24 protein-coding genes are annotated in these 21,744 nt (G+C 34.2%); 7 read left to right on the forward strand and 17 right to left on the reverse strand.

What is annotated here, in order from left to right; all coding sequences use genetic code 11:
• Window positions 1-105 precede the first annotated feature (105 nt).
• The 14 genes from A6M55_RS06385 to A6M55_RS06450 all read right to left on the reverse strand — a co-directional run bounded on the left by A6M55_RS06385 (window position 106) and on the right by A6M55_RS06450 (window position 11,287).
• Window positions 106-675 carry a MarC family protein gene (locus A6M55_RS06385; protein WP_064196931.1) on the reverse strand — a complete coding sequence of 190 codons (570 nt, stop codon included), beginning with the start codon at window positions 673-675 and terminating at the stop codon, window positions 106-108.
• Window positions 672-1,709, reverse strand: coding sequence for an aminotransferase class V-fold PLP-dependent enzyme (locus tag A6M55_RS06390; protein ID WP_064196932.1), 1,038 nt, complete (start codon window positions 1,707-1,709; stop codon window positions 672-674). Before A6M55_RS06390 ends, A6M55_RS06385 begins: the two co-directional genes overlap by 4 nt.
• 53 nt (window positions 1,710-1,762) lie before the next feature.
• Complete coding sequence (cdaA, locus tag A6M55_RS06395) at window positions 1,763-2,548, reverse strand: diadenylate cyclase CdaA (protein WP_015030521.1); 786 nt, start codon at window positions 2,546-2,548, stop codon at window positions 1,763-1,765.
• A complete protein-coding gene (locus A6M55_RS06400) occupies window positions 2,514-2,969 on the reverse strand; it encodes a GNAT family N-acetyltransferase (RefSeq protein WP_064196933.1) in 456 nt (151 codons plus the stop codon). Before A6M55_RS06400 ends, cdaA begins: the two co-directional genes overlap by 35 nt.
• A 113-nt stretch (window positions 2,970-3,082) precedes the next feature.
• Window positions 3,083-4,210, reverse strand: a complete 1,128-nt coding sequence (locus A6M55_RS06405) for a lactonase family protein (RefSeq protein WP_064196934.1) — start codon at window positions 4,208-4,210, stop codon at window positions 3,083-3,085.
• 3 nt (window positions 4,211-4,213) lie between these two features.
• Window positions 4,214-5,179, reverse strand: a complete 966-nt coding sequence (locus A6M55_RS06410) for a YitT family protein (RefSeq protein ID WP_015030524.1) — start codon at window positions 5,177-5,179, stop codon at window positions 4,214-4,216.
• Between the two features lie 16 nt (window positions 5,180-5,195).
• Window positions 5,196-5,792: an HPP family protein gene (locus A6M55_RS06415; RefSeq protein ID WP_064196935.1), complete on the reverse strand. Its 597-nt coding sequence runs from the start codon at window positions 5,790-5,792 to the stop codon at window positions 5,196-5,198.
• A 92-nt stretch (window positions 5,793-5,884) separates the two neighbouring features.
• Window positions 5,885-6,865, reverse strand: a complete 981-nt coding sequence (locus A6M55_RS06420) for a kelch repeat-containing protein (RefSeq protein ID WP_015030526.1) — start codon at window positions 6,863-6,865, stop codon at window positions 5,885-5,887.
• A 100-nt stretch (window positions 6,866-6,965) separates the two neighbouring features.
• Complete coding sequence (locus A6M55_RS06425; protein WP_064196936.1) at window positions 6,966-7,247, reverse strand: GNAT family N-acetyltransferase; 282 nt, start codon at window positions 7,245-7,247, stop codon at window positions 6,966-6,968.
• Between the two features lie 10 nt (window positions 7,248-7,257).
• Entirely contained in the window at window positions 7,258-7,872 is a 615-nt protein-coding gene (locus A6M55_RS06430) for a YigZ family protein (protein WP_064196937.1), read from the reverse strand.
• 54 nt (window positions 7,873-7,926) lie between these two features.
• Complete coding sequence (locus tag A6M55_RS06435; protein ID WP_156510992.1) at window positions 7,927-8,328, reverse strand: hypothetical protein; 402 nt, start codon at window positions 8,326-8,328, stop codon at window positions 7,927-7,929.
• 18 nt (window positions 8,329-8,346) lie between these two features.
• Window positions 8,347-8,982, reverse strand: coding sequence for an NAD-dependent epimerase/dehydratase family protein (locus A6M55_RS06440; protein ID WP_064196939.1), 636 nt, complete (start codon window positions 8,980-8,982; stop codon window positions 8,347-8,349).
• The gene (locus tag A6M55_RS06445; RefSeq protein WP_064196940.1) at window positions 8,983-10,269 is read right to left on the reverse strand and encodes a type IX secretion system plug protein domain-containing protein; all 1,287 of its coding nucleotides are present in this window, start codon (window positions 10,267-10,269) and stop codon (window positions 8,983-8,985) included.
• A gap of 139 nt (window positions 10,270-10,408) precedes the next feature.
• Complete coding sequence (locus A6M55_RS06450) at window positions 10,409-11,287, reverse strand: DUF2911 domain-containing protein (RefSeq protein ID WP_015030532.1); 879 nt, start codon at window positions 11,285-11,287, stop codon at window positions 10,409-10,411.
• Between the two features lie 65 nt (window positions 11,288-11,352).
• On the opposite strand from A6M55_RS06450, the gene A6M55_RS06455 reads away from it, so the two are divergent.
• Entirely contained in the window at window positions 11,353-11,886 is a 534-nt protein-coding gene (locus tag A6M55_RS06455; protein WP_064196941.1) for an NUDIX hydrolase, read from the forward strand.
• Between the two features lie 42 nt (window positions 11,887-11,928).
• Here A6M55_RS06455 and A6M55_RS06460 read toward each other — a convergent pair whose 3' ends face one another.
• Window positions 11,929-13,566: a S8 family serine peptidase gene (locus A6M55_RS06460; protein ID WP_064196942.1), complete on the reverse strand. Its 1,638-nt coding sequence runs from the start codon at window positions 13,564-13,566 to the stop codon at window positions 11,929-11,931.
• Window positions 13,567-13,683: 117 nt separating this feature from the next.
• Window positions 13,684-14,823, reverse strand: a complete 1,140-nt coding sequence (gene mnmA / locus A6M55_RS06465) for a tRNA 2-thiouridine(34) synthase MnmA (protein ID WP_064196943.1) — start codon at window positions 14,821-14,823, stop codon at window positions 13,684-13,686.
• A 183-nt stretch (window positions 14,824-15,006) separates the two neighbouring features.
• Between mnmA and A6M55_RS06470 the strand changes: the two genes are divergently transcribed.
• The 5 genes from A6M55_RS06470 to A6M55_RS06490 all read left to right on the forward strand — a co-directional run bounded on the left by A6M55_RS06470 (window position 15,007) and on the right by A6M55_RS06490 (window position 19,186).
• The gene (locus tag A6M55_RS06470) at window positions 15,007-15,609 is read left to right on the forward strand and encodes a hypothetical protein (protein WP_064196944.1); all 603 of its coding nucleotides are present in this window, start codon (window positions 15,007-15,009) and stop codon (window positions 15,607-15,609) included.
• Window positions 15,610-15,898: 289 nt separating this feature from the next.
• Window positions 15,899-16,120 (forward strand): PspC domain-containing protein, encoded by a 222-nt coding sequence (locus A6M55_RS06475; RefSeq protein ID WP_015030537.1) that lies wholly within the window; start codon window positions 15,899-15,901, stop codon window positions 16,118-16,120.
• A gap of 94 nt (window positions 16,121-16,214) precedes the next feature.
• On the forward strand, window positions 16,215-16,712 hold the full coding sequence (locus tag A6M55_RS06480; protein WP_064196945.1) for a PspC domain-containing protein: 498 nt from the start codon (window positions 16,215-16,217) through the stop codon (window positions 16,710-16,712).
• 71 nt (window positions 16,713-16,783) lie between these two features.
• Window positions 16,784-17,785: a LiaI-LiaF-like domain-containing protein gene (locus tag A6M55_RS06485; RefSeq protein WP_064196946.1), complete on the forward strand. Its 1,002-nt coding sequence runs from the start codon at window positions 16,784-16,786 to the stop codon at window positions 17,783-17,785.
• 210 nt (window positions 17,786-17,995) lie between these two features.
• Window positions 17,996-19,186: a DUF4105 domain-containing protein gene (locus A6M55_RS06490; protein WP_064196947.1), complete on the forward strand. Its 1,191-nt coding sequence runs from the start codon at window positions 17,996-17,998 to the stop codon at window positions 19,184-19,186.
• A 73-nt stretch (window positions 19,187-19,259) separates the two neighbouring features.
• On the opposite strand, the gene A6M55_RS06495 is transcribed toward A6M55_RS06490, so the two are convergent.
• Window positions 19,260-20,567, reverse strand: a complete 1,308-nt coding sequence (locus A6M55_RS06495; RefSeq protein WP_064196948.1) for a DEAD/DEAH box helicase — start codon at window positions 20,565-20,567, stop codon at window positions 19,260-19,262.
• A gap of 280 nt (window positions 20,568-20,847) precedes the next feature.
• On the opposite strand from A6M55_RS06495, the gene A6M55_RS06500 reads away from it, so the two are divergent.
• Window positions 20,848-21,729: a carbon-nitrogen hydrolase gene (locus A6M55_RS06500; RefSeq protein ID WP_064196949.1), complete on the forward strand. Its 882-nt coding sequence runs from the start codon at window positions 20,848-20,850 to the stop codon at window positions 21,727-21,729.
• Window positions 21,730-21,744: the final 15 nt, after the last annotated feature.

Raw genomic sequence — 21,744 nt, forward strand, 5'->3', positions numbered from 1 at the left:
TTGATGTAACCCTCGAATTAAGAAAGAAGAAATACAAAACCATTAAATATAAAAACCGCCGCCTTTTATATCATAAAGTCAGCGGTTTTTATTTAGGTAAACCAATTAAAGCAAATTGGTTTTTATTAATTTTATGGAAATCGCAATTAATATCATTCCGAATACTTTTCGTAATATATCTGCTCCAGTTGGCCCAAGAATTTTTTCAAGTTGTTGAGAAGTTCGTAAAACGATATATACCACTGCTAAGTTTAATAAGATACCAACTACAATATTCTCCTCCTGATAGGCCGCTTTCAGTGAAATAATGGTTGTCATTGTTCCTGCCCCAGCAATTATCGGGAAAGCTAGAGGCACTATTGAGGTGGCTTTACTGTTGGTTGTTTCATGTTTAAAAATACTCCTACCTAAAATCATCTCGAAACCAATGAGAAATAAAATTAATGCACCCGCAATCGCAAAAGATTTTACATCCACACCGAATAAACTCAAGATACTTATACCTAAGTATAAATAAGTTATCATGAGACCTCCAGCAACTAAAGTGGCTTGTTCGGCATGAATGCCACCCGCTTTTTTCCGTAAATCAATGATAATAGGAATAGCTCCTAAAATATCAATTACTGAAAATAAGATGATTGAAACTGAGATGATTTCTTTAAAAACGAAGTTCATTGGCGTAGTAAGGCTTTTAGTTTATCAAATTCCCAATTCTCAATGGCAGGAAAGTTTGCGATTCTGAATGTTGTGTCTTTCCATTGACCATATCCATTACCCAAAATTATATTATTTTCTTTAGCTTTTTCCTTGATAGAAGAAATTTCACTATTTGAGCCCTCTATGGCGATGACTGTGGAAGAACGCACGGAATCATTTTTAACTAAAAGCTTAAGCTTGGTTTCTTCCTCAATAAAATTATAAAAATCTTGGGCTCTTGCTTGAATTTGTTGGTTCACAAGTGAGATATTATTCACTTGTTGCATTACTCTATGCAAAAGAAATATGCCTAAGATATTAGGTGTATAAGGTGTTTGTAGTTTTTTAAAGTTTTCACGAATAAATAATAGACTGTTGTAATATTTTTTGTCGCCGATTTCTTTGGCTCGTTTGATTGCTTTTGGGGAACAAATTATTAAACCCATGCCTGCGGGAAGTCCCAAGCATTTTTGTACAGAAGCTAACCAAATATCACCGTTTTGCCATTTAAGTTCTATTCCACCTAGTGAAGAAGTTACGTCAACGGCAATGACTGCTTCTGCTTTTAAACTTTTCAAAAACTCATTTGAGATTTGTGTCGCATTTGATGTTTCATTTTGGGTGATGCATACAAGGTCAGCATCATGTGGAATGAAATTATTAGGTGCTAAGGATTGGAAATCAAAGCTTTGTTTGGTGGTTTGTTTGACAATTCGTGAGGCATATTCATGCCATTTTTGTCCGAAAGCACCGTTGTAAATATGATGGCTATGATTGATTGTAAAAGATTGGCTTATAATTTCCCAACATTCGGTTGCCGAAGAAGTAAAAAAAACTTCATAATCTTCGGGGATATTTAATTTAAACTTGAATTCTGATATACATTTTTCTAACATTTCCATAAAAGGAGCACTTCGGTGATTTTGACTCAAAATTCCCGATGTTACGGCTTCTTGAAGGTAAGTGGCAATCTGTGGATACACTTTCGATGGCCCAGGATAAAATGTTATCATGAATTTGTATTTAATAAGGAAATTAAAAAGCCATTTCCTTTCTATTCTTGCTTTTAGTTTTTATTGAAGAAATAAGTTTTTAAATCTCTTTCAAGTTCGGCAGCAGTCACAATCTTTATATTTCCATCAATGGCAAGAGAAATTTTCCCATTTTCTTCCGAAATACAAATGGCAGCAGCATCGGTAGCTTCTGAAATTCCAAGTGCCGCACGATGTCGGAAACCATAGTTTGAGGGTAAGTCGTCGTTGTTGGCAATAGGCAAAATGCAGTGAGCAGCCATAATCCTATTGTTATTGATGATGATAGCACCATCATTCAATAAACTGTATTGGCTAAATAACGATAAAATAAGTTTTTTGGATAATACAGCATCAATAGAATCTCCTGATTCAGTAAATTTTGATAAATCGTCTTCTTTTTGAATTACAATAATACCACCAGTAAATTCGCTCGACATAGTTTTGGCAGAATCTACGATGGTTTTTAATGGGAAACTATCATCTAAAGGAACTTCAGTGCCCATTATATTAGCAAAAATCTGATTATTCGTAAGGGTAGTTGATTTGCCAATCAGGAGTAAAAATCTGCGTATTTCTTGTTGGAATAATACGATTAAGGCAATCGCTCCAACGCCCATGAAATATTCTAAAATTCGAGTAAGTAACTCTAAGCCAATAGCTTTAACGATTAGATAGAATAAGTAAATAAGTAAATAGCCCGTAAAAACTCTACTCGCTACACTTCCTCTAACTAGTTTGTATATATAATATAATAAGAATGCTACAAGTGTAATATCTAAAATATCAGTCCACTTTATTTCTAAGAATCCGATTTGCATGAGAGAATTTCATTTTGTATTCAAACTCGGTTTCAAAATATACCTGAAATCCTGAGTTTTCGTAAAAGCGTTTGGCTTTTGGATTGTTTTTTAATACTTGTAATTCAATTCCTTTCGACTTTTGTTCTCCTTCTTCAATAACTTTTTTGATTATTCTACTACCAAGACCAAGATTTTGAAAGTCTTTTTGAATTTGAATATTTATAATTTCGAATGAATGATTTTTTTCTTCTACTTCCAGATAACCAATTGTTTGATTTTTATACTCAACCATTTGGATAAATGCGGAATCAAAATATTTACGATGAGATTCTATTTCTGTTGAATACAATTCTTCGCTATATTCTTTATACGCATCTTGCTCTATTTCGAAAGTCAAATCAGCATCTTTTTGAGTAGCTTTTCTGAGAAAAATGTCCATTTTATCTTGGCTTGATGAATGAATAATATGATAAAATGAATTGTCAGTTTTTCAGAGAAATCATTTTAGTGCAAAATAAATACTTTTTTGTGGTATGTTTAAGGCATTTGAGGCTAATTTGTTGGATATTCCTTAAATTGAATACATGAAGGATGTAAAATCTTCGTATTATCACTAAGCTTTTTCAAAAGACCGGTTTGTTGATTTCTACTAAAAACCACAATATTATCAGAACTTTGGTTTGCCACAATGACAAAATTTCCAGTGGGGTCTATATTAAAATTTCTTGGTGTTCCACCATGGGTAGATTCATGTCCAATTAACTCAATTTGTCCATTTTTTTTGATTTTAAAAATAGCAATGGTATTTTCCACTCGGTTGGTCACATAAAGAAATTTGCCATCGGGCGAAGGATGAATATCAGCACTACTATAAATATCCGCTTTTTTTTGATTGGCCATCGTTCTTTGAAGCTCAGTAAGTTTACCATTTTGATATTGGTAGACTACTATATTTCCAGCCATTTCTTCAATTAAATATGCAAACTTTTTATTGGGATGAAATGCTAGATGACGTGGTCCTGCTCCTGCGGATACTTTTACTGTAAGTTCTTCTCTTGGAATTAAGGGTTTATTTTTGTTAAAATCAAATTGAAAAACCCTTATTTGGTCTGTTCCTAAATCTGGTAAGAATAAATAATCATGATTCGGCGAAAGAATCCCAGAGTGAATATGAGGTTTTTCTTGGCGTTCTTTATTAATACTCGAACCATTGAACGAAAAACTTTGTACAAATTGATTTAAACTACCATCGGTGTTGATAGGGAGAACCGTTACATTTCCTTCCCCATAATTGGCTGAAATAACAAATTTCTGAGATTGATGAATGCTCACATAAACAGGGTTTTCACCATTTGCCGATTGCTTGTTGATTAGTTTTAAACTACCATTAGAGGCATTGATAGCAAATGCACTGATATTTCCATGTTGAGGCAACTTAGTTTCTGTACATGAATATAGGTATTTACCATCTGGCGAAACATTCAAAAAGGAAGGATTAACCAAGTTTTCTCCGTGACTCAATAACCTTATTTCACCATTTTTTTTATTGAGTTCATAAACGTAGATTCCATTGTTAGGTTTTCCATCGGTATATGAACCAATAAACATCAGCGTTTTCTTTTGGGCAAAAGTTTGATTAATGCACAAAAGTAAGAGTATAATTAATTTTATTTGCTTCATTATTTAATGAGAAAGAGACCGTTTTTTTATCATTCCACCTTTGGTATCTTTGATACTATTCATAACCACAAAGGCATTTGACTCGATTTTTTGAATTTCAGTATTTAATTTATTTACTTCCAAACGAGTTATTACAGTGTATATGATATCGACATTCTGCGTTTCTCCACTTTTTCCAAACCCTTTTTTTCCACTATATACCGTTACACCACGTCCCATTACATTAATAATCATTTGTCTAATTTCCTCACTATGTGATGAGATAATAGTTACGCCTGTATATTCATCAATGCCTTCTACTATAAAATCAAGTGTTTTTGAGGCAGATAAATAGGTAATCATTGAGTAAAGTGCAATTTCAACCGATAAGAAATAGGCAGCGGCTGAAAAAATTAAAATGTTAATGATGATAATAATATCTCCAAGCGTTGTTCCAAATTTTCTACTTAGATAAATGGCTAAAACTTCAGTTCCATCAATTACAGCCCCACCTCTTACCGATAAACCGATGCCTGCTCCGAGGAAAAAACCACCAAAAATTGATACTAAAAGATTATCTTGAGTTACATCGGGAAAGTGAACAGTGGCTACGCATAATGCCAAGCCAGAAATGGCTAAAGCGGTTTTGATGGCAAATACCTTACCTACCGTTTTATAACCTAAAAAAATGAAGGGAATATTGATACAAACAAGTAGTAGTGGTAGTGGAATTTTAGTAATCGCAGAAATTAATAGTGAAATGCCTGTTGCACCACCATCTATAAAATGATTAGTTAGTAAGAAGCCTTTAAACCCAAAAGAAGCAGAGAAAATGCCCGCAGTAATGAGTATAAAATCTTTGAAGTAGCGTGTAATTAAAATCTTTAATTCTCTGTAACCTTTTGCAAGTTTATAATCAGAAAATTTTTCGTTTGTTTTTCGTTTGTTGAGAATAGTTTGTGTGATAATTTTTTTCCAAAGTGAATTCATAAGCAATTTTTTGATTTTATGTTTTTAAATCAGCTTTACGTTTACGCAAGAAATTCGTATAGCGTTTGTCTGTTGGGTATTTTCTATTGGGGGTTAAATTGTTGAAAATCAAAGCAACAGTCAATAGAATTAGCGTGCCTACCAAAACGGGTGATAGCACATACCAATAACCCAAATTTTTAACTTTATCTGTACCTATAATAGCAATTAGTGCCGCAGCTCCGCCCGGAGGATGTAGGGTTTTGGTTATTTGCATAACTACAATTGATAGCGAAACAGCTAAGGGGGCATTTATCCAAAGGATATTTGGCATTGTTTTATAAACTGTTACTCCAATTGTTGCTGACAAAACATGACCCAAAACCAAATTTCTTGGCTGTGCAAGTGGACTTTGAATTGCACCAAAAATTAATACACTTGATGCTCCAAATGAACCAATCAAGAAGACAGAATCTATCTCTGATAAAGTTCTACTTTGAATAAATGCGATGATAGCGATACCAATAAAAGAGCCGACAAATGAGTAAATATGTTCTTTGGTATCGACTAATGTTTCACGGTAAACGACATACTTTGTCATTCTGAAACCACGTTTAAGCCTGTTTTTTACCATTATTGTTTTATTGTATGTAGTTGAGTTGTGTGGAATTAATATTCCCTGAAAATCAGAAAAATTAAATATCTATATTTAAAACGTCTGTTCCTCTATTTTAGTACTTCAATAGTGTTCAATTCTGGGCCACCGCCTCTATTAGCCGAGCCTGCAATAGAATATACTTTTCCATTAATCACTGCGGCTCCAGTTCCATGTCTGCCTTGATTAAGATGCGGAAAAGGAACCCATTGCATTTTTTTAGTATCGAACGCTTCCACTTCATTATGTGAAGGTACTTGAGCGGCACTTTCGCCACCAATAACCAAAAGTTTATCTCCTAATGAAACTGATGAATTTCCTGCTCTTTGAGTTGGCAGATTCAGTTCGCTTGGTAAAGTTGACCATTTATTGGTTTTGAAATCATAAACATCAATCGCTGGTTCTGTAAGATTTAATACTTGATTGATGCGTGCAGTTGAGCGTCGCCCTCCTGCCACGTAGAGTTTATCATTAATGATTGCCACACTCACGTGGTCACGAACATGAGGGGCGTCAGCCATTTTTTTCCACTGATTTGTTTTTGGGTCATATTCATCAAACCATGCCACATGACCATCCCAGTGACCATCAGTAATACCATTAACTAAATAAATTTTATTCTTATATACAACACATCCTGCCGAGCCTCTTAGACGTTCTTTAGGAATTTCTGGGCCAACTCGCCACTCTTTTTTGCTTGGATTGTATATATAAATATTCGGAATTGGAGATTCGTGAGGGTACTGGCCCGTTAATGCCATTATTGCATAAACTTCATTTTGAAAAGTAACTGCTTGTAAATGATGTATTTCTATTGGAGTTGGAGGGGTCGTTTCCCATGTTTGTGTTTTAGTATTATAAATTTCGGTTGGTTTGATACCTCTTCCGCCAAATAAAACTATTTTATCACCAACAGCGGTAAGCGTATTTTCATGGCGATTGGTGCAATTATTTACAGGTGAAACTTTTTCCCAAGTTTGGGCTGATAAAATAAATGCATTGCAAGAAAAGAGGGAAATTAAGAGAGAAGGTTTTAATAATTTTGAAATCATTGTTAAATTACTTAGAGTATTAGAATTATCTAGCAATTTAAAAAAATTATTTGAGCTAATTTATAGTTCTATATAATTGAATTGTAATGTTTTTCTTTTTTCATAAAACATCCTGAAATTCAGGTACTTTTTCGAAAACACCTTTCGCAAATGGGCAAATCGGTACAATTTTTATTTTTTTCTCACGGGCAAAATTCACAGCTTTTGTAACCAGTTGTTTACCAGCCCCTTTTCCTTTTAGTATCTCTTTAACCTCAGTGTGATCTATTAAAATTCTATCATGGTTACCACGCCAAACGTAGGTCATTTCTGCCGCAAGTTCTCCTTCTATTTCAATGTAAAATACACCATTTTCTCCGTTATCTTTTTGTAGGATTTCCATAAAAAATTATTTAAACCGTAAATAAATATTCAATTGAAATATTATCAATTTTTTCTAATTTACCAACAACTTGATTAGTCAATGTCTTACGAAACTCGAGTTCCATTGTACATTGATTATCGTAGGTTTGATTCCTTATTTTTAGACTAAATTCCTTCACAACCTTCATCACATCATTCATCTGAATGAACTCAAAACTCACAATATAAACATCATTTACTGTTTTTTCAATAATTTCTGCCAAAGCAAGTGCTTCGGCAGTGGCTGTTTTGTAAGCATTAATGAGACCCGGTACGCCCAAAAGGGTTCCACCAAAGTATCTAACTACAACCACTAAAATATTAGTAACATTGTGAGATAGTAAGGTGTTTAAAATGGGTTTTCCCGCAGTTCCAGATGGTTCTCCATCATCATTTACTCTAAAATTCGTGCGTTCGAGACCTAGCCTAAATGCATAGCAATGATGAACAGCTTTGAAGTGTTCTTTTCGCAAATTTTCAATAATTGGCTTTACCTCATTTTCGTGTTCAATCGGATAAGCATAAGCTAAAAATTTACTTCCTCTATCTTTAAATAATCCCTCTACGGGAGATTTTATGGTTTTATAAGTATCTTCAAAAAGCATGTAATAAAGGCTGCAATTCGATAGAATGCATCAGTAATTGATTGATATAATTTTTTATAATTGAATCGACTTATATCTTTTCCAATGATAACCACGGTCAGTTTGTTCTTCTGCTTGCCATCCTTTAAAAATAACTAATTTATTTTTTTCCTGAATAACATAATAGTAATCACCAGCACCAGCCCACCAAGAACCACAAGCGGCTAAGGCATTTTTAGGGATTTTGTTTTCTGCATATAAACTTGGGTCGGTTATATCGGCATTTCCTGCAACTTTATCAATTTTGGCGATTTTTTTTCCAAAAGATATGAAAATATCTGAGTGAGGAGTGCCATTTTCATCTTCAGGATATGTTTTAAATGTAAATTTGGCAGAAGTTGTACTAGGCTTCGTTTGTGCAAAAGTCAAATGCACGATTGAAAACATTAGAAATGAGCATAAAAATAAGTTTTTCATAATAATAGGTATTGGGTTTTATAGGTTTTGAAATTTATCTGATTCGTGAATGAGTTTGCCTGTAAATCCTTTTTGTGCAAATGCAAGCATAGCCTGAGCCACTTTTTCTCCTTCAATAACTTTATATTTATCGGGTATGATAAAAGCGAAAAAGTCCATAACTACTTTGCCTATTTTTTCACCAAGTCTCGCTTTTTCACGTTCTCCTGCCAACATAGATGGGCGGAAAATTTGAAAAGTTGGAAAGCCTAGTTGTTCAATTGCTTGCTCAATATCACCTTTTACTCGATTATAATAAAATAATGAATTACTATTTGAACCCATTGCGGTTACAATTAAAAATTGTTGAGCACCATTTGTAAGACCTGCTTTGGCTGTTTCTAAAGGATAAGTAAAATCAACTTTATAAAAATTAGCTTTTGAACCTGCTTGTTTCATGGTTGTACCCAAACAGCAGAAAATATCATCAGCTTTTATTTTTGAATTATCGAAGTTATCAAAATCAAATATAATTTCTTCTAATTTTGGATGATTTATTTGAAGTGTTTTTCGAATAATAACTTTTACAGTACTATATAAACCACTATTTAATAATTTGATTGTTAGGTGTTTACCTATGAGCCCAGTTGCACCAACTACTAATGCTGTTTTCATTTATCTTCTTTTGTTAAACTCAATTGTATTATAACCTACAAGTTTTTCTGCCCGAGCTGTTACGGGTTTGTGGTATATGAAAATCTCATAGATATTTTGTGTTTCTCCAAAATTTCCTTCAAAATAACTCTCATCAATTGAGTTATCAACTTTTTGAATGACAAAATCATAATTATAAACACCTTGTTTTAATAATATAGAAGTTGCATAGCCGCCAAAATTGTTATCGTAGTTCATGAGGTTATTTTTGTCTAATCGCCAATCATTAAAACTTCCATTTACATACACCTTATCGTTGTTATTTTCTAATTCATGGGTTTTTAGTCCAAATGTTACGTAGATATAGTCGGCATCAACCGACGCCTCATTACCTTCTCGATTATCAATAACATAACTTCCATCAAAATCATTCGACTCAATGTAAGCAGTTTCGCTACGATTATTTTGGGGGTAAATCCACATTTCATCTTCCTTACCCCGCTTTATTTGCGTTATAAATTGACCTTTATAGTTGGTGCTTCTGGAATCAAAAAATCTGAATTCATTTCCTGCAGGAAATACATTTTCGTCATTAAAAAAACGGTATTCTAGTTTTGAAGCACTTTCATTTACACTGAATGCTTTTAGATTTCGAACCGTTCGATTCCATCTAAAGTTTTGACGAACAATAATTTTTAATTCATCACGAGGTGACATTAGTCGATAATTTCCATAATTTACTTCAAAGTCTATTTGTTGATGAGTTTTGTATTTTGATGGGGCTTGGGCTTGTCGGATAGTGCCAAAAGCTCCAACTTGACTTTCATAAACCATAAATCTCTTGCTAAAAATTATATCATCTTTTCTTCGGCCTTTCCACGCTACCAATAAATAATTGCCCGATAGAAGTACTTTAGGAATTTCAATTTTATAGTGATAATAAGGAATTTTCGTGCCTCTTGAAACTTGGTAATTATTCAAAACGAGGTCGTTATATTCGGGCATGTATTCAATTTCTGAAAGCACAGATTGTTTCCAATCATAAGTGCAATGCAGAATTCGAACGTGATATTGTTCGAAATTAGCATTCAAATCATCGAATTCAAGCCAAAGGTTTTTGGAATCGTTTAATGCAATAACCGGTGGATTAAGCGTTCTTGAGGCATCTCCTGCATCGCCCACAAGCGGGTATAATAATACAGTTTTAATATTGGGTTCGTAGATGTAATCTTCAAATCGAAGGGTTTTATCTTGAGCAAATGTAGATTGAGAAAGCAGAAATAGACAATAATAAAGAATTTTTCGCATGGAATCATTTTTTTTCAAAACTAACGAAATTTTTGTTGAAAATATTGATGGCTTAAATAAACAAATTGGGGCATAACTATTAAGTCATGCCCCAATTTATTAATGAAATAGACATTCGGTTAATGGGAAAATTCAAGCATCAGTTTTTCTTCTTCTTTGGTGTTGTTACTGAGGCAGGTGCTGCAGGAATTTTCGCTTTAATTTCGTTAATTCCTTTTTCAATACCATCTTTAAAGAATTGGTAAGAACCATCACCAGCACCTAAAGATTGAGCTTTCAATGCAAAACCTAGGGCATCAGATGATTTGCCCAGTTTATCTAAAATTTGAGCCTTAATCCAATTATTACGGAAATTCTCACGCAATGCTAAAGATTTATCAATCAAACTTAGTGCTTTTGTTAAATCCATGCCTTTTTGGAGCATATAATCGGCAGCTTGCTGGAAAGTATTAGAGGCATCCGTATTTTTCTGGTTGACTGCATTTTCAATTGAAGCAGCATTATCTACGCCAATATTCAATGAAACTTTGGTCTTTTCCCAACTGAAATTCAACGTTGCTCCATCATCTTTTAAATCTGAGAAATCAAAAGTAAGTGTTTCAACTGGAGAAATATCTTGTGGACGAGCCGTAACTCTCAAAACATCATCAGCAGCATTGTAGTTTTGCTCAGTAACATCAAGTTTTTTGCTAAAAATGATTGTCCAATTTGTTTGGGTTGGAATAGACATAATCGCATATTTTCCTGCTTTCAAGGGTTGGCCTTGAACTGTGATGTCTCCAGTAAGTTCAATTTTAGTTGCGGCATTGGCACCTGTACGATAAACTTTATCAAATGGAATAAGTTTCCCAAATATTTCACGTCCTTTTAGGGATGGACGAGAATATTCAATAGTAATTTTGTTGACTCCAACTACTTGAGAAATTGAAGCACCTGGACTTGGAGCTGGTGTAATTTGAGCAAAAGTTAGACTGCTTGATAGTAAGCAGCTTAAAGCTAATAGTGCAATTTTTTTCATTGTGTATATGATTTTGTTGTTTTGATGAACTAAATTCGTGCAAATCTACGTATAAAACTCCAAGTATGCACCGAAAAAAAATAATCGAATTACTCGAAAATTACCAACCAACTGATTCCAATGAATTAGCGATGAGAAACGAAACACTTGATTTTGTAAAGAAAAATGAAGATTGTTTTAAAAGAGAATTGCTTGTAGGGCACGTAACAGGCTCAGCATGGATTGTAGATGCCGAACGCAAAAATGTTTTGATGATGCACCATCGTAAACTCAACCAGTGGTTTCAGCCAGGTGGGCACTGCGATGGTGAATCTGATGTACTTAGTATAGCTTTGAAAGAGGCGAATGAAGAAACAGGCTTACAAAACTTTAAGATTGTAAGTGAAGAAATTTTTGATGTTGATGTGCACCTCATTCCAGAACGAAAAGGAATTCCAGCACATTATCATTATGATATTAGATTTTTATTGGAAGCTGATAAAAGAGAAACTTTGGTAGTCACGGAAGAGTCGAATGATTTGGCTTGGGTTTCTTTAGCAAATATTGCCGAGTATAATAATTCGGAATCGATTTTAAGAATGGCAAGGAAAATTTCATGAAAAAATCCCTATGAGCATAGCAAAATCATAGGGATTTTTTATTTATCTAACTATTTTAGTAGAATATTGTAAATTTTCGGCTGTTACTTTCAATATTACATTTGCTAAAGGTAATTCATTCAGCATTGGCAATGTAATTTTACTTTCTTTTGTAGTAATGCTCCAAAGAGTTTTTCCCGAAAAATCAGTAATTGAGTATTCAAAATTAGTTCCTGCATCATTCTTTAAAACCCAAACCTTAGTCGAACTTCCATCATTAATTGGATTTGGAAATACCATTACTTCTTGACCTGATTTTTTTAATTCATTAATAAGCGATTCTAATTCTGCTAATTCGTAGGCTTTATCAAAGTTGGGAATCCCATAGCCAATTCTATTATCAGGATTGATATATTGAGTAGCCGAACGAATGAGATAATCTCTGATTTGCATATTACTAAGCGATGGAAATGCCTGCCAAAAACTTGCAGCAAATCCTGCAATTAAAGGAGAAGAAAAAGATGTGCCATTGCTAGTTCCAATACTTCCATTTGTCCCACCAATGATTGTGCCAGCACCTTGAGCCGATAATTCTGGTTTTATTCTACCATCGAAAGATGGTCCATAAGAACTAAAAGAAGCCACATTTAAAGTACTTCCCACTGCACCAACCGCAATGATTGAGTCAGCGTCTGCCGGAGTACCAATATATTTCCAGGCACTTGAACCTTCGTTGCCTGCTGAGGCAACCACCAAAATTCCTGCTTGGGCTGCCCAGTCTGCCGCACGGGTGGCCAATGCACGGTCCCCATTCATGTCAGAATACTTATAATTTTGTGCAGGATTATCGAAAGTTGAATAGCCCAGAGATGTATTTATTACATCAACACCAACACTATCCGCCATTTCTGCACCAAATAACCAGTTGGCTTCTTCTCTTTTGGTTTCTGAACTAACATCTTCAGTAGTTAATAAAAGATAGCTCGCTTTGTAGGCTGTTCCAACTATTCTACCAATTTCATAGGCCGCCATGCAAGAAAGCACGTTGGTGCCATGACTGTGGTCGTTGTAAACATTTGTTTCATTATTTACAAAATCCCAAGTGCCAATAACTCTTTTATCACTGAATAGGTCGTTGAAAAATGAGAGTTTATTAGCATTTAAAAAACCAGAATCCAGAACCCCAATCAGCATGCCTTCGCCTTTATAACCTTTGCTGTGCATTTTATCAGCCCCAAGCATTGCTAATTGATTTTGTGATAGACCATTATCTGTTATTTCTTCATTTTCAAACTTATTTCTTGTCTGAGTACCTTGGTTTTCATTACTCTGACGGGCATTTCTAATATCACCTTTTCCTTCTAATCCTTTCACAAAAGAAAGATTTAGAATCTTTGCTAGCGTGTTTTCATCTGTTTGTATTAAAGCCCCATTTATCCACCGAGACTTGTACAATACTTTGGCACCAGTTTTAGCTATTTCTGACAAATAATTGGGGTTAGGAGGGAGGTCTCGTTCAGTAATTGCTATTTTTTGTTTTTCGCGTCTTTTGATTGAGCGTTCAGACAAAAATTCTTTTGGGCGAGTAATAGAATATGGAGAATTGGATTTATCCTTAAACAATACAAGATATTGATTTTGGGCAGATACAGATAGTTGAATTGTCGTGAGAAGCAATAGGCTTAGTAAAATCCTTTTCATAAGTTAAATTTGTTACATTAGAATAACGAAGGAAACTGACAAATCTTTTGTGCAGGGAAGTAAGGAAGTTATATTTTTGATGGAGATACAAACAAACTTGTATCTCCATTGTAAAAATTATTGGTTATTTGAAAGCATTTGTTCAAAAATAGAGTCTTTATTGAAAGCTTTCATTATCCAACCGCCACCAACAACATCATCTCCTTCGTAGAAAACTGCTGCCTGACCTGGTGCAATACCACTAACTGGCTCACTAAATAATACTCGCATTTTATCACCTTCTTGAGTAATTGTTGCGGGCGAACCTTCGTGTTTATATCTTACTTTGGTGGTTGTTTCTAAGGTTTGTCCATTTAAGTCAGGGTACTTTTGCATTACCAGTTTTCCTACCATCATACCGTCTTTGTCTAATGACTTTTCGGGGCCAAGTACAACTTCATTGGTATCTTTTCTAATTTCTGTTACAAACATTGGTTGGCCAAAGGCAACACCGAGACCTTTTCTTTGTCCGATTGTATAAAAAGGATATCCTTCATGTTTGCCAACAACTTTGCCGTTTTCCAGTACATAATTACCCCCTTTTACTCTCTCTTCCAAACCTTCAACTCTTCGTTTCAAAAATCCTCGATAATCATTGTCGGGTACAAAACAAATTTCATACGATTCTTTTTTGTTGACTAAATCATAGAATTGTTTTTCAGTAGCCATTTCCCTAATTTCCGATTTTTTCAAATGACCTAATGGAAGTTTGGTACGAGAAAGGCTTTCTTGTGAAACTCCCCAAAGGACATAACTCTGGTCTTTGAGGGTATCAATTCCTTTCGAAATAATGTATCTTGAATTTTCTTGACGAATATTTGCGTAGTGGCCAGTTGCAATAAATTCACAATCTAATTTATCAGCACGGCGAAGAAGTGCATCCCATTTGATATGAGTATTACACAAAACACAAGGATTTGGTGTACGACCTTCTAGGTATTCTCCTGTGAAATGGTCAATGACATAATCGCCAAATTCATCTCTAATATCTAATATATAATGTGGAAACCCTAAATTTACGGCAATGTTTCTTGCATCATTGATTGAATCAAGACTACAACAGCCAGTTTCTTTTTTACTACCACCCGATGAAGCATAATCCCATGTTTTCATGGTCATGCCAATAACTTCGTAACCTTCTTCATGGAGCATAACTGCTGCCAATGAACTGTCAATGCCACCACTCATGGCGACTAAAATTCTTCCGTGTTTGCTCATGTTGCCGACTGCGAGGATTCAAGGTCCTCCGTTAAAATTAATAATAAACTACAAAATTACTTAACAGAATTTGATTATGAATAGTTCTGAGGTAATTTTGAGCCAAATAATTAGAATTGAACCTAAGTCAATTACTGAGCGAAGTAGAAGTGATTGATACAGGTTACGTAAATTGTAAAGATAATGTCATTAAAAACTCTTGTAAAAGTTAGTAATATAACCAATTTATCCGATGCCCGATATTGTGCAGGAATGGGTGTGGAAATGATTGGCTTTGTGATGGATACAGCCTCGGTTGATTATGTTGCTCCAGAAAAGATGAAAGAAATCAAATCTTGGGTGGCTGGTATTCAAACAGTTGGAGAAACTAAATGTGGCGATTTGGAAGAAATCAAAAATATGATTGCTTATTATGAAATTGATGTTTTACAAATTTCAGAAGTAGCACTTTTACCACAAATTGTTGATTTTGGCAAGCCAATTATATTAAAGTTAGAATTTGACTCAGCTTATTTTGAAGAAAATCTCGAAAGATATGCATCATTCGTTGAGTTCTTCTTAGTTGATGGAACTGAACTTTCAGATTTTGCTCGTTATACAATTAAAGAATATGCATTTAATTATCCAATTGTCTTAGATTTTGGAATTACTTCTGAAAATGTCATGGAGTTAGTTTCTGATATGAATATTAAGGGAATTGCTTTGAAAGGTACCAATGAGATTCGTCCGGGTTACAAAGATTATGATGAATTGAGCGAAATATTAGAGCTTTTGGAAGAAGATTGATGCTTTCTGTTTGGTGAAGATAGAGTTTGCTTATCTTCACCGAATATTTTATCAGTGTATTTTTTGACTGAAATTTCCTTTTATACATTTCCACTCCACACAATATTTGACCACTCTTCCGATTGTTTCTCAAAATCTTCATTAAAAAAATCCCTTTGACATTATTTTTTTCCATTCATGTAGTTTGTATTACATAGTACCGTCTTTCGCCTATATCTTTGTTTCATCAATCACAACAACAAGTGGTTTGATAGAAAAAAAGAAAACAAAAATTAAAAATATTACTACAATGGAAAAGCGACTTTATAGAATTAAATCAAACAAAATGATTGGTGGTGTAGCAGCTGGTTTAGCTGAGTATTTCAATCTCGATGTAACACTTGTACGTGTATTATTAGTATTAGCATTTTTTGCTCCAATACCTGCCATCATACCTTACATTGTTCTTTGGATAATCATGCCAACGAAAGAATCGTTAATCTCAAATGTTAATTACACATCTGTTAGTTAACTATAATATGAGCAAGGTTGCGGTTTTGACCGCAACCTATATCTAACAACAAAAATATACTATTCTAAAAAAATCCTCAATTGAGGTAAAAAATATGGAAAAGCGACTTTATAGAATCAAAAATAAGGGTGCATTATTAGGAGGGGTTTCGCAGGGTTTATCTGAATATTTTAATATAGATGTTACACTAATTCGTGTAGTTTTTGTATTATTGTTTTTCACTCCAGTACCAGCTTTTTTTGCTTATTTTATACTTTGGGTAGTGTTACCAGTAAAATATGATTATGGTTATGCTGGCGTTTCGGAAGTTTACAACTCAACTAATGATATAAATTCTCAATCGGGCGAAACGTCCTCAAATTTTAATTTTATGAGCAGAAACAATCAGAACAACAATTTAGTAGGTGGAGCTATCCTTATTATTTTGGGTATCATCTTCTCGTTCAAAACATTTTTCCACATTAATTTATTCCATTATATCGGACAAATGTGGCCTTTAATCTTAGTAGGAATTGGCGTTTGGCTTATCATTAAAGATAAGAAAGACGATAACTTTACTAACTTTACCAGCAACGATTCTACAAATTTGTAATAAAGAAAAACCTGTGAGGTAAATCGAAACTTTACAGGTTTTTTCTTTCTAAACCATAAAATTTAATCAAGATGGACAAAAAAGGTAATATATTTTGGGGTGCGGTGCTAATCGTACTTGGATTCTTATTTCTTGGGACAAATCTAGATTGGTTCCACCTCAATTGGTCTTTTAGAAAAATAGCACAGTTTTGGCCAATTATGTTGATATTGGCAGGTGTTGCGGCATTTTTTAATCCTCGTAGAAGTGTTTACAATGCAACATCGGCTCTTCTCATTGCTTTTGCTATTCCTCTCGGAATTTTTACGTGTGTTGATGATGGTGTAAAAGAGATTAAGGATGAAATAAGCGATGGAATTAATATCGACATCGATGATGAGGATAATGATAATTATTCGTCTAATTCTGATACTACCGTTGGCGACAGAAACAAACAGTATTTTGCTGTTGAGCTTACACCCGAGGTAAAAGAAGCTACTTTGAAATTAGGCGGTGGTGCGGCTGAATTTGACTTGGAAGAATCAAAAGGTCGTTTGTTTGAAGCTACTACCTTGCTAAGTTTCAAGAATGGTTATACTTTAGAGGAAGAAACAGAAGGAAGTTCGAAAATTATTAATTTCGAAATGAAGGATAAAAAGGGTAAAGACTTCAAGTTTAATTTTGATGATGACAACAAAATAGATAACGATGTTATATTGAAACTCAGTACTTCACCGATTTGGAATATTGATATGGGTATCGGTGCTGGCGAAGTTGATTTTGATTTTAGTAATTACAAAGTCAGAAAACTTGATATTGAAGCTGGAGCTGCTTCTATTGATATTAAGTTAGGAGATAAACACGAAAACGTTGATGTTGACATTGAATCGGGTGTGGCAAGTGTGAAAATCAGAGTTCCAGAAAGTGTTGGTTGCCAGATAAAAATGGATGGTGCGTTTAATGCCAAAGATTTTGATAATTTCGAGAAAGTTCGTTCAGGTTTATGGCAAACGAAAGGTTACGATAAAGCAACCAAAAAAATTAATTTAAATGTTGATAGTGGAATGTCATCATTGAAAGTTGACCGTTATTAAAAATAGTGTCAATAAATTGAAGTTTTTAGTAAGCTGCATATTATTGATGTGAAACTAAATATTTTTCTAAGTCTTCAGTAGGTCATTGTCTATTAGTCAAAAAGCACATTAGATACAGACAACTGAAGACTTAATTGTTTTCACTAATTCCTACCAATTTTTTAATCCTACCAAATCTTAGGTTATATTTGCAGAAAACCATTATTCTGCATGAAAAAATACTTCTTTTTAGTAGTTTTTAGTTTATATACTTCGTTTTCATTTGCCCAAAACTTATCAGCTGATGCTACGATAAGTTTACTCACTGTTTCGCCGGGCGAAGAACTTTATTCTACTTTCGGGCATAGTGCTATTCGAATACATGACCCTCGTCAAGGGCTTGATTTTACTTTTAATTATGGTGCTTTTGATTTTAGAACAAAAGGTTTCTATATCAAATTTCTGAGGGGAACATTACCTTACCAAATCAGTGGCAATTACTTTGAAAATGATATGGCTGGATGGACCCAAGAAAATCGCTCAGTGACAGAGCAAGTGCTTAATTTATCGCAAGCACAAAAACAGGCTGTTTATGATTTTCTTCAAAATAATTATTTGCCTCAGAATAGAGAATACGCCTACAAGTTTTTTTATGATAATTGTTCTACACGTTTGAGAGATGTTTTACGTAGGGTTTGTGCTGATAGTTTACAGTTAAGCAAAACGCTCCATGCAGATAGTTCTTATCGTCAATGGATTGATGTTTATGCCCGTAAAAATGAAAAACTTTGGGCTGATTTTGGAATGGATTTGGCTATCGGTGAACCTTCAGATGAAATTACAGGAGCCAACGGAGCAATGTTTTTACCTGATAATTTGATGGATGCTTTTGATGCAGCTAAAATAAACAAAAATGGTGTTTGGCAGCCCTTAGTGCTTTCAAAGGCGGTGATTAATAGACATATGTTGGTAGTTACTGATAAAGAGAAAGAACTCGTTACGCCCAATATTTTATTTTGGACAATTTTTATTCTTGTTTTGGGCTTTACAGCTTATCAATTTAAGTCTTTGAGTACTAATTTTACATTTGACAAAATTCTTTTCTCGGTGGCAGGATTTTTTGGGTGGTTTATTGTTTTGCTTTGGTTCTTTACTGACCATGGTGTAACGGAAAATAACCTAAATATTATTTGGACTTATCCATTGCTTTTGCCTATTGCATTATTTTTGAAGAAAGATACCAAGCGTGCGTGGCTTTCAAAGCATTTTTTAGCCTATGGTATTATTTTGATTTTATTTTTAGTTGCTTGGAATTCCTTCCCTCAAGAAATTAATTATGCTTTAGTTCCAGTGGTTTTGACCTTGGCGGTCCGTGCATTTTTTGTTTGGTGGAGAATTAGAAAGAAATTGTCTTCATTCTGATATGAAATGGGTATAAAAGGAAGACTTCGCTTTAAGCGAAGTCTTCCTTTAAAAGGTCTTTCTTAAAATACGATTATTTTCTTGAGCCGCCGTACCATTTCTTTTTAGGTTTTGAAGAACCTTCCTTTGAAGCATTTGGGTTTGGCTTTGAAGTAGTTGATTGTTTCGGCCTATTGCTATTTTGTCTTGATTCTTTATTTCGATTATTGTTCTGAGGTGGTGCTACAACTCCATAATTAGGTTTTACTGCATAAGGATGCTCTTCAATAACTGGTATTTTCTTGCCAATTAATCTTTGAATATCTTTCAGATAAGTAAGTTCTTCATTTTCACAAAAAGAAAATGCAATGCCATTGCTACCAGCACGCCCCGTTCTACCGATTCTATGTACGTAGGTTTCAGGAATGTTAGGTATTTCGTAATTGATTACGTAAGCCAAATCATCCACATCGATTCCTCGGGCTGCTATATCGGTAGCAACTAAAACCCTTGTTTCTTTTGATTTGAAATTATTTAAAGCTCTTTGACGAGCATTTTGAGCTTTATTTCCATGAATGGCTTCTGCTTTGATGTTCTTTCCTGAAAGCATTTTTACAACTTTATCAGCACCGTGTTTAGTTCTTGTAAAAACCAATACAGTTTCAATATTAGAATCCTTTAAAATTTCTAAAAGCAGTGCATTTTTATCTTTTTTATCTACATGATACAAAAATTGTTTAATTGTATCTGCGGTTGAAGAAACTGGAGTTACACTTACAGAAGATGGATTATTTAGAATAGAAGCCGAAAGCTTAACAATTTCATCGGGCATCGTTGCCGAGAAAAAAAGTGATTGACGTTTAGTAGGTAAAAGTTTTATTAAGCGTTTTACATCATGAACAAAACCCATATCTAACATTCGGTCAGCTTCATCTAAAACAAAAATTTCGATTGAAGATAAATTGATAATTCCTTGACCAATTAAATCGAGAAGTCGGCCAGGTGTTGCTACTAATATATCAACGCCTTGTTGCAATTCTTCTGTTTGTTTGCCTTGTTTAACCCCTCCAAATATTACAGAGTATTTTAAATCGGTATTAGCACCATAAGCTGCTAAACTTTCACCAATTTGAATTGCTAATTCACGTGTTGGTGTAATGATTAAGGCTTTAATCTTTCTTTTGCCTTTTCGATTGGTGTCAACTTTTTGATATAATTGTTGTATGATTGGTATTGAAAAAGCAGCTGTTTTACCAGTACCCGTTTGGGCTACCCCAATGAGGTCTTTCCCTGCTAATACTATCGGAATGGCTTGTTGTTGGATTGGAGTTGGAGTTGTGTAACCTTCTGCAGCAAGTGCGAGCCTAATGGGCTCAATTAAATTCAATGATTCAAATAACATATATTAGTGCAAGTGCACAATTAAAAAATTTTAGAACATATAGCATAAAATAACTTATTCTTAAGTTCTATGATATTAATAAAAATATCCAATGATGGATACACAAATGTAAGCATTTTTTTATCGTTTACCTAAATGTAGGTTTCATTATGGGTGAATTATTGCTTTTATCGGAAAGCAACAAAGGAAATATACTTCACCTACGTAGGCTTAATTTTTAGTTCTTAATTCTCAATTCTGAATTAAAGGCAGTATCTTTGTAAAAAAATACCAAAAAAACATGCGTAAAGTAAAGGTAGGTCTTGTACAGATGTCGTGTTCTGCAGATGTCGAGGCCAACAAACAAAAAGCAATTAAAGGAATAAAAGAAGCTGCTGCTAAGGGAGCTAACATAGTTTGTTTACAAGAATTGTTTACCTCATTATACTTCTGTGATGTAGAAGACCACGCTAATTTTAATCTTGCAGAGGCTATTCCAGGTCCAACAACTGAGTCATTATCAGCAGTTGCTAAAGAGCATAATGTGGTAATTATTGCGTCCCTGTTTGAAAAAAGAGCTGCTGGACTATATCATAATACAACTGCGGTGCTTGATGCTGATGGTAAATATTTAGGAAAATATCGTAAAATGCATATTCCAGATGACCCAGGTTATTATGAGAAATTTTACTTTACTCCAGGAGATGCTTCAAAAGATGATTTAGGTTATAAAATTTTTGAAACAAAATATGGCAAATTGGGTGTACTCATTTGCTGGGACCAATGGTATCCTGAAGCTGCTCGTATTACAGCTTTGATGGGGGCAGAAATTTTATTTTACCCAACTGCAATTGGCTGGGATACCAATGAAAAAGATGAAGCTACCAATAAAGAGCAATATAATGCTTGGCAAACAATTCAACGTAGTCATGCAATAGCTAATGGTGTACATGTGGTTTCTGTGAATAGAGTAGGGAGGGAAGCCGACCAACAATTTTGGGGTGGAAGTTTCGTTGCAAACCCATTTGGTAGTTTATTATATTTGGCTTCTCATGAACAAGAAGAAGTTCACGTACAGGAAATTGATTTAGATCTCTCAGAAAAATATCGTACAACATGGCCTTATCTGCGTGATAGAAGAGTAGATAGTTATGGACCAATTCTGAAAAGATTTATTGATTAGTACTCGCTTCAATTT

This window comes from Emticicia sp. MM, assembly GCF_001649495.1.